This window comes from Mesorhizobium sp. ESP7-2, assembly GCF_020164715.1.
Lineage (GTDB): Bacteria > Pseudomonadota > Alphaproteobacteria > Rhizobiales > Rhizobiaceae > Mesorhizobium.
In genome coordinates this window covers 78,847-87,145 of the sequence record NZ_JAIUGQ010000012.1, presented here as the reverse complement: position 1 = coordinate 87,145, position 8,299 = coordinate 78,847, and the positions used below count along the sequence as shown (strand labels likewise).

At 61.7% G+C, this 8,299-nt stretch carries 11 protein-coding genes and 2 tRNA genes; 11 read left to right on the top strand and 2 right to left on the bottom strand.

The window, feature by feature from the left end; genetic code table 11:
* Nucleotides 1–4: 4 nt before the first annotated feature.
* Entirely contained in the window at nt 5–250 is a 246-nt protein-coding gene (locus LB543_RS14340; protein WP_181178677.1) for a cytochrome C oxidase subunit IV family protein, read from the top strand.
* Nucleotides 251–336: 86 nt separating this feature from the next.
* Nucleotides 337–410: transfer RNA gene (locus tag LB543_RS14335), tRNA-Gly, on the top strand.
* 77 nt (nt 411–487) lie between these two features.
* Here LB543_RS14335 and LB543_RS14330 read toward each other — a convergent pair.
* Nucleotides 488–952, bottom strand: a complete 465-nt coding sequence (locus tag LB543_RS14330) for a YidB family protein (protein WP_140760263.1) — start codon at nt 950–952, stop codon at nt 488–490.
* Between the two features lie 131 nt (nt 953–1,083).
* Here LB543_RS14330 and LB543_RS14325 point away from each other — a divergent pair, with 131 nt between their 5' ends.
* Complete coding sequence (locus LB543_RS14325) at nt 1,084–1,341, top strand: GlsB/YeaQ/YmgE family stress response membrane protein (protein ID WP_127279958.1); 258 nt, start codon at nt 1,084–1,086, stop codon at nt 1,339–1,341.
* 111 nt (nt 1,342–1,452) lie between these two features.
* Here the strand turns inward: LB543_RS14325 and LB543_RS14320 are convergent, their stop codons facing one another.
* Nucleotides 1,453–2,340 carry a DMT family transporter gene (locus LB543_RS14320; protein WP_140760265.1) on the bottom strand — a complete coding sequence of 296 codons (888 nt, stop codon included), beginning with the start codon at nt 2,338–2,340 and terminating at the stop codon, nt 1,453–1,455.
* A gap of 294 nt (nt 2,341–2,634) precedes the next feature.
* Here LB543_RS14320 and tuf point away from each other — a divergent pair, with 294 nt between their 5' ends.
* The 8 genes from tuf to rplK all read left to right on the top strand — a co-directional run bounded on the left by tuf (nt 2,635) and on the right by rplK (nt 8,298).
* Complete coding sequence (tuf, locus tag LB543_RS14315; RefSeq protein WP_013895701.1) at nt 2,635–3,810, top strand: elongation factor Tu; 1,176 nt, start codon at nt 2,635–2,637, stop codon at nt 3,808–3,810.
* Between the two features lie 164 nt (nt 3,811–3,974).
* Nucleotides 3,975–5,630, top strand: coding sequence for a hypothetical protein (locus tag LB543_RS14310; protein ID WP_411908759.1), 1,656 nt, complete (start codon nt 3,975–3,977; stop codon nt 5,628–5,630).
* A gap of 96 nt (nt 5,631–5,726) precedes the next feature.
* Nucleotides 5,727–6,209, top strand: coding sequence for a group II truncated hemoglobin (locus tag LB543_RS14305; RefSeq protein WP_224595548.1), 483 nt, complete (start codon nt 5,727–5,729; stop codon nt 6,207–6,209).
* Nucleotides 6,210–6,248: 39 nt separating this feature from the next.
* On the top strand, nt 6,249–6,419 hold the full coding sequence (locus LB543_RS14300) for a putative glycolipid-binding domain-containing protein (protein WP_224614521.1): 171 nt from the start codon (nt 6,249–6,251) through the stop codon (nt 6,417–6,419).
* Between the two features lie 79 nt (nt 6,420–6,498).
* Nucleotides 6,499–6,574 (top strand) — tRNA-Trp (locus LB543_RS14295).
* A 360-nt stretch (nt 6,575–6,934) separates the two neighbouring features.
* A complete protein-coding gene (secE, locus tag LB543_RS14290) occupies nt 6,935–7,138 on the top strand; it encodes a preprotein translocase subunit SecE (RefSeq protein ID WP_027146633.1) in 204 nt (67 codons plus the stop codon).
* Between the two features lie 28 nt (nt 7,139–7,166).
* Nucleotides 7,167–7,694, top strand: coding sequence for a transcription termination/antitermination protein NusG (nusG, locus tag LB543_RS14285; protein WP_015317996.1), 528 nt, complete (start codon nt 7,167–7,169; stop codon nt 7,692–7,694).
* 175 nt (nt 7,695–7,869) lie between these two features.
* The gene (gene rplK, locus LB543_RS14280) at nt 7,870–8,298 is read left to right on the top strand and encodes a 50S ribosomal protein L11 (protein ID WP_010909262.1); all 429 of its coding nucleotides are present in this window, start codon (nt 7,870–7,872) and stop codon (nt 8,296–8,298) included.
* The last annotated feature ends 1 nt before the right edge of the window (nt 8,299 follow it).

Sequence of the window (8,299 nt, the reverse complement as noted above, 5' to 3'; positions counted from 1 at the left end):
CCACATGCGCAAGCTTACATTCGCCTATCTCGGGCTCCTGGCCTTGCTGGCTTTGACGGTCGGCTCGTCGTTCCTCGACCTCAGTGGATTGAATTCGGCGCTCAACCTGGCGATCGCCGCGGCCAAGGCCGCGATCATCGCCATTTTGTTCATGCAATTGACCAGCGAGGGCATCTTGCCCCGGCTGGCGGTAGCAGCGACAGGCTTGTGGTTAGTCGTTCTGTTTGGCTTGACGTTGATCGGACAATGACGTCGAGCCTGGTCTGCAATATCGGTTTGGATCGCGAGAGGCTTCTTGACCTTCGGAACCTTGTCGAATAGCTAGGGCCTGCGTGCGCGGGTATGGTGAAATGGTATCACATGAGCCTTCCAAGCTCTTGGTGCGGGTTCGATTCCCGCTACCCGCTCCAGATTTTTAGCTACACATGGGTAAGCTGAAACACTGCGCGGCAGGCGCGCAGTGTTTCAGGCATCGAGGCGTGCCGCGCTAGCTGTTGAACGCTGACGCGACCTGGTGCTGCTGCGGCACCTGGCCGTTCGGCGTCAGCTTGTCGACGATGCCGGGCAGGGCCGCGGATAATTGCTTGAGCAGTTCCTGCTCGTCGAGCCCCGTCCGCTGGGCGATCTCGCGAATGACCTGCGGTCCGATCGCGTTGCCCAGCTCATTGGCGTTGATCGACTGGTTCTGCCCTGTGCCGACCCAGGAGTCGGCCACATTGCCATGGCCGGCATTCCTAAGCTTGTCGAGCAGGCCGCCCAGTCCGCCGAGCAGGCCGCCGTCACCGGACGCGGTGCCGACCGGCGTGGGATCGGCCGGCGCGGGAGCTTGAGGCTGGTCCGGCTGTTCGGCACTTCTGCCGCTCAGCATCTTTCCGACCAGCAGCGCACCGAGCGCGATCATCAGCGGTTTGGTGATGTTGCCGCCGGGAACGGCGTTGTCAAAAAGTCCCATAGTGGATCCTCCATTTCAACCAAGCCCAGCCCGTCGCCAACAATGGCGCATTCGGGCGGAATTTCAAGCTGGCTTGAGCTTTTGACAATCATATGAAAATGTCCGGTTGGCGGAGGGATGGAGAGGAAAAAATGGGTATCATCAGCTGGATCATTCTCGGCGTCATCGCCGGCTTCATCGGCAGCAAGATCGTCAACAAGACCGGTCAGGGCATGATCATGGATATCGTGCTCGGCATCGTCGGCGCCATTGTCGGCGGCCTGATCTTCAGCGCCTTCGGTGCTTCGGGCGTCACCGGCCTCAATATCTACAGCCTGATCGTCGCCGTGGTCGGCGCGGTCGTTGTCCTGTGGGCCTATCACCAGTTCAGCGGCAAGCGGACGATTTAGACGTGATCGGCAGATTACCAGCTCTGCCGAATCCTGAATTGCGGTAGTCCGCCGTCGGTGCTGCCTGCGCCCACGGCTTTGGAATCTACAATGCCGGTGCGCCGCCGCGGATCAGGCGACCACGGCCAGGCGACGCTTGCGCTGATCCAGCGACACGATGGTCAGCCCGCTGCAGACGACCAGCAGGATGCCGCAGACCGCCAGTGCATTGGGGAATTGCCCGAACACCAGCAGGCCCGAAATGACGGCCCAGACCGTGAAGCAGTAGTAGAACGGCGCTACCGCTCCGGTCGGCCCGACGCGATAGGCCATGAAGATGAAGAAGTGGCCGAAGATCAGGAAGAAACCGGCTCCCGCCATCAGCAGCAGGTGGTGCGCCTCCGGCGCCACCCAGTGCTCGGAAACCAGATGCGCGGCGCCGGCGCCGATCAGGACCACGACGACCGCCGAGATCGCCACGATCATTCCTGGCACTTCGGCGGTGATCTTGCGGCCCGCCAGATCGCGGGCGGCGGCGAATGTCGCGTTGCCGAGCGCCAGCAAGGCGTAGACCGAAATGCCTTGCATGGTCGGCTGCGCCACCATCAGCGCGCCGATGAAGCCCAGCCCGATCAGCGCCATGCGCTGGCCGCCGATACGCTCGCCGAACAGGATCGAGGATCCGACCAGCATCAGCAGCGGTGTTATCTGCCCCAGCGCGGTGGAATCGGCGATCTGCATGTTGGCGAGCGCGACGACGTAACAGAGGATCGCCGCCAGCTCGAGCAGGTTTCTGCCCAGCACCCGCTTGTCGAAGATCAGCGGGACCTGCTTGCCGTAGCCGAGCGCAAACAACAGCGGAAAGCCCCATAGCGCTGCCGCGGCACCACGCAGGAAGAGCACTTCGTAGGAGGGCAAACCGGCAGTGGCGAGCTTCATCATCGTGTCGTTGACCAGATATGACCCGGTCGAGACGATCATGAACAGCGGGCCGCGAATGGCAGTCGGGATGAAATGCATCGGCGCAGGAAATCAGACGCGGATCGCCGCCGCAATGGGCCATGAACCGCCAACAAATCCGACAGTGACGGATGCCCGGGCTTGCGGAATCCACCCGTCGTTCCGCCAGGGTTTCGCCCATTCCATTTTCAACGGCGGGTGCCTATATCAACGCCATATCCCCGCAATCGGATCATGGGTTCTGGCCGAGTGAGATGGCGCTTGGCCAAAAGACGCTTGTGTTTTTTGGCCTTTCTCGTTAATCGCCCCGCATTCGACTGAACTGAAGGTCCAGGCCGTCCAAGGAAAGAGACTATGGCAAAAGGTAAATTCGAGCGCACTAAGCCTCATGTGAACATCGGCACGATTGGTCACGTTGACCATGGCAAGACGTCGCTGACGGCTGCGATCACCAAGTATTTTGGCGAATACAAGCGCTATGACCAGATCGACGCGGCGCCGGAAGAGAAGGCGCGCGGCATCACGATCTCGACGGCTCACGTCGAATACGAGACGGCCAACCGCCACTACGCGCATGTCGACTGCCCCGGCCACGCCGACTATGTGAAGAACATGATCACCGGTGCCGCGCAGATGGACGGCGCGATCCTGGTGGTGTCGGCCGCCGACGGCCCGATGCCGCAGACCCGCGAGCACATCCTGCTTGCCCGTCAGGTCGGCGTGCCGTCGATCGTGGTGTTCCTGAACAAGGTCGACCAGGTCGACGATGCCGAGCTGCTCGAACTGGTCGAGCTCGAGGTTCGCGAATTGCTGTCGAAGAACGAATTCCCCGGCGACGACATTCCGATCGTCAAGGGTTCGGCGCTGGCAGCGCTCGAGGATTCGAACAAGACGATCGGCGAGGACGCGATCCGCGAGCTGATGGCTCAGGTCGACGCCTACATCCCGACCCCGGTTCGTCCGCTGGACAAGCCGTTCCTGATGCCGATCGAGGACGTGTTCTCGATCTCGGGCCGTGGCACGGTCGTGACCGGCCGCGTCGAGCGCGGCGTGGTCAAGGTCGGCGAGGAGCTGGAAATCATCGGCATCCGTCCGACGACCAAGACGACCTGCACGGGTGTGGAAATGTTCCGCAAGCTGCTCGATCAGGGCCAGGCTGGCGACAACATCGGCGCGCTGCTGCGCGGTGTCGACCGTGAAGGTGTCGAGCGCGGCCAGGTTCTGGCCAAGCCCGGCACGGTGAAGCCGCACAAGAAGTTCGTGGCCGAAGCCTACATCCTGACCAAGGACGAAGGTGGCCGTCACACGCCGTTCTTCACCAACTACCGTCCGCAGTTCTACTTCCGCACGACCGACGTGACCGGCATCGTGTCGCTGCCGGAAGGCACCGAGATGGTGATGCCTGGCGACAACATCACGGTCGATGTCGAGCTGATCGTGCCGATCGCCATGGAAGAGAAGCTGCGCTTCGCCATCCGTGAAGGCGGCCGCACCGTCGGTGCCGGCATCGTCGTCACCATCAAAGAATAATCGAGACCGGCTGCTGCCGGTTCGATAAGAAAAGGGTGGTCTTCGGGCCGCCCTTTTTCGTTTCGTGCGCTTGGCAGCGCAAGTATTGCGAGGGTTGGTTCAAAGCTGTTGCAAGCGCCATGGCTGCAACTAGTATGGATTGCATAGAGGGGGCTTTGCCAACAGTGGTTCCAAGGCGCCGTTTGGACGGGAAGGCATGGTGGTGGCGAGCGCTGGTCAGCATCGCGCTTGCGGTCGCCACGGGGCTGGTCTCCTTTGCAGCGCATGCCGGAGACGAGACATCGGACATGATTCCGTCGATGCGTTTTGTCGTCGTGCGCAGCAGCGCCCCCGGTTGCGAACCAAATTGCCCGGAATGGATTTCGGCGGAAGGCACCATAGAGGCGGACACGCCGGCGCTGTTCAAGCGCGCGCTCAGGATGCTCAAAGGCCGACAACTGCCAGTCGTCGTCAACTCTCGCGGCGGCAATGTCGACGCTGCGCTGGCGCTAGGTCAGATGATCCGCGAGAACAAGCTCGATATAGCCGTCGGCACGACGGCGCTTTCCGGTTGCGCGCCGGAGATCAGGGACTGCAATGTGGGCAAGGGTGTCGACTATCTCGGCATGGCTTATGACAGTGGCGCCATGTGCAATTCGGCCTGCCCGCTGATGTTTTCTGGCGGTATCCGGCGCGTGGTCGGGGATTTCGCCTATCTCGGCGTCCACCAGATCACCACCACCTACCAGCGGGAGAAGTTGCTGTACCGGACCACCTACCGGATCGTGAACGCCAAGAAGAAGATCATTAGCACCAAAGTGATCAGCCGGAAGGACGCAGGCAGCTACAAGACCTACGAAATGAGCAAGGCGGTTGAGGAGCGGCTCTCGGCCTATCTGAAGGAGATGGGGATAGGCGATGGTGTGCTTGAAACGATGAAGAACACGCCGGCCAGCGAAATCCATCAGCTGGTTCTGGAAGACATGCTCGGGATGAATCTCGTCACCTCCCTTGATTCCGTCGATCTCTTCACCGCCGGAACCGTCTGCGAGGCAAATCCAGTGCCGGCGAACTGCCGGGAGATGCCGGGTAACAAGGACGCGAGGCGGGCCGACGTCCCGACCATCGAGGCCAACACTCCTCCTCAACCGACCGGGACCGAGCCGCCGAAGGGCTCGGAAATGCGCTTCATCATCGTGCGCGGCAGCAACCCGCTTTGCAATCCCGACTGTCCGGAATGGATATCGGCGGAAGGCACGATCACCGGCGACACGCCAGAGTGGCTGCGCGCTGCACTCGATGCCGCGGGCGGGCGGAGGCTGCCGATCGTGATCAGTTCGCAAGGCGGCGACGTCGAGGGCGCGCTTGCCGCCGGCAGGCTGATCCGCGAACGCAAGCTCGACGTGGTCGTCGCCCGCACCGATTTCGTCGACTGTGAACCCTCGGCGAATTGCCTGGCCAAGGATGGCGTCCACACCGGTCTCACCATCGATTCAGGGGCCGAATGCGCTTCTGCCTGCCCGATCATGGTTGCTGCCGGCGCCAGGCGCCTCGTCGGGCCGGATGTACGCCTCAGCGTGGGCTCGCTTGAGCAGCCGCAGAAGATCAAGGCCTATCTCAAGCAGATGACGATCGGGCCCGGCCTGTTTGCGGCCATGCAACTCTCTACGAGCCAACGACAGCTCGATCAGGACACAATGCTGAAATTCGGGTTGGCGACCGGGCGCCAGTCCGCGGACGAGTTGACCGGCGCCACCATCTGCAAGTCGGCGCCGAAGCCGGACAACTGCCGGGTCATGCCGTCAGCCAACGCCGAGGCCGACGCGCACGCGAAGCTGTAGCGTCCGGACTGGCCATCGAGGCAGGTTGAGCCGTCCTCGGTATTTCCGCTATCGTCATCGTCACCATCGTTTCGGGGGCCGGACAGAGGAAGCGAAATGAGCCAGGACGTTCCGACACTCTACGAATGGGCCGGCGGCAGCGAGGCACTGAACCGGCTGACGCAAACCTTCTACGACAAGGTGGCACGAGATCCGGTCGTTGGCCCGGTGTTCAAGCACATGTCGCCGGATCACCCCGCCCACGTCGCGGCCTTCATCGGTGAGGTCTTCAGTGGACCGAAAACCTACAGCGAGGAATTTGGCGGCCACCGCGAAATGGTCATGCACCACCTGGGCAAGCATTTGACCGAGGAGCAGCGCCGCCGCTGGATCAATCTTCTCGCCGACGCGGCGGATGAGGTCGGCCTGCCGGACGATCCCGAATTCCGTTCAGCCTTCATGGGCTATGTCGAATGGGGATCGCGGCTGGCCAAGATGAATTCCAATCTCGGCGAGACCTGCGATCCCGAGACCGAACCGATGCCGGCCTGGGACTGGGGCGTGCCTGGCGGGCCGTACCGGGTGCCGGACGCAAAGTAGCTTCCGGTTACCGGGGAGGTGGATGATCGATGCCGCAAGATGCCAGGATCGTGCGCTGGCGCTGTCGTGTGCAACCCGCAGCGTTACACATGCCTCGAAGAGGGCAGGCGATACCTCTATGAATCGCGCGCCTGCGACTTCTGGCGGGAGCTGGAGATCGGTGCCGATGGGCTGGTCGTCGACTATCCCGATTTCTGGCTCAGGGGTTAAGGCATGTTTGCTGCAAACCGCTCTTTACAGAGCGTGCGGAAGCTTTTAGGAAGCCCCTGCTGCGCCGAGGCGCGCGTGTACGGGCATAGCTCAGTTGGTAGAGCGGCGGTCTCCAAAACCGCAGGTCGTAGGTTCGAGCCCTGCTGCCCGTGCCATTTTTCCAAGATGGCAGTACAACGATTTTTTTCGGGCGGCCTTTGAAAATCGGCGACCCGCTTGCCATATTGGGCCGATTGGGGCATAAAGGCGCCATAGCCGGGACGGAACGACTGGATGGTTCCGAGGCGGCGTTTGGTCATAAAGCGGACACTTGCCACTTGCGTGGATCAAGAATCGGTTTTATGTAGACGAAACAGACACGCGACGCGTGAAGCTGGGAAGCCGGCTTTACGCGTCTGATTTGCATGGGCGAAATGATTGCGCTGATTCGGCGCGAGATTGGGCTCAGGCGGCACGTCCCGGCCAGCGGGATCATCCAGGGGGCCCGGCCAACGGGTCTTGAACACAGGCGGCATATGGCTTCGAAAACCACAAATCCTTTCGTCTTTCTCCAGCAGGTTCGCGCGGAGACAGCCAAGGTGACTTGGCCGTCGCGCCGCGAGACGATGATCTCGACGATCATGGTCCTGGCCTTCGCTGTGATCGCGATGATCTTCTTCTTCACCGCCGATCAGCTCATGGGCCTCGCGGTCGAGCAGATTCTGGGCATTGGACGTTAAGTCCGGCGATTACGGAGAAGTCGTAAAAATGGCTACGCGCTGGTACATCGTCCACGCCTATTCGAACTTCGAGAAGAAGGTCGCCGAGGACATCGAGAACAAGGCCAAGCAGAAGGGCCTGTCTGCCGATATCGAGCAGATCGTGGTGCCGACCGAGAAGGTCGTCGAGGTTCGTCGCGGCCGCAAGGTCGACGCCGAGCGCAAGTTCTTCCCGGGCTATGTGCTCTTGAAGGCCAACTTGACCGACGCGGTGTTCTCGCTGGTCAAGAACACGCCGAAGGTCACCGGTTTCCTCGGAGACTCCAAGCCGGTGCCGATCACCGAGGCGGAAGCGCAGCGCATCCTGAACCAGGTGCAGGAAGGCGTCGAGCGACCGAAGCCCTCGGTCACCTTCGAGATCGGCGAGGCGATCCGCGTTTCGGATGGTCCCTTCGCGTCGTTCAACGGTTTCGTCCAGGAAGTGGACGAGGAGCGGGCGCGACTCAAGGTGGAAGTTTCGATCTTCGGGCGCGCCGTGCCTGTCGATCTGGAATTCGGACAGGTCGAAAAGGGCTGATCCGAAATCCCTGATGCCGGTCTGGCGATCAGGGGAGGCGGTGCGGCAGCGCGCGGCCTCGAGAACGGTGGGAGGCGAAGGCGGCTTTAGCCGGCCGCAAGAACCGCACCACCAGACTGCAACCGCCGGTGTTTCCCAGATCGTGGGGCCGGCATAGACAAAGGCAGGAAAAGAGATGGCTAAGAAAATTGCAGGCCAGCTCAAGCTCCAGGTCTCCGCGGGATCGGCTACGCCGTCGCCCCCGATCGGCCCGGCGCTTGGTCAGCGTGGCATAAACATCATGGAGTTCTGCAAGGCGTTCAACGCGCAGACCCAGGAAATGGAAAAGGGATCGCCGGTTCCGGTCGTCATCACCTATTACCAGGACAAGTCGTTCACCTTCGTCATGAAGACGCCGCCGGTGAGCTACTTCCTGAAGAAGGCCGCGAACCTGAAGTCGGGCTCGAAGGAACCGGGCAAGGTCAAGGCTGGCACCGTTTCGCGCGACAAGGTTCGCGAAATCGCGACCGCCAAGATGAAGGATCTGAACGCGAACGACGTCGAAGCGGCCATGCGTATGGTCGAGGGCTCCGCCCGCTCGATGGGTCTGGAAGTGGTGGGCTAAG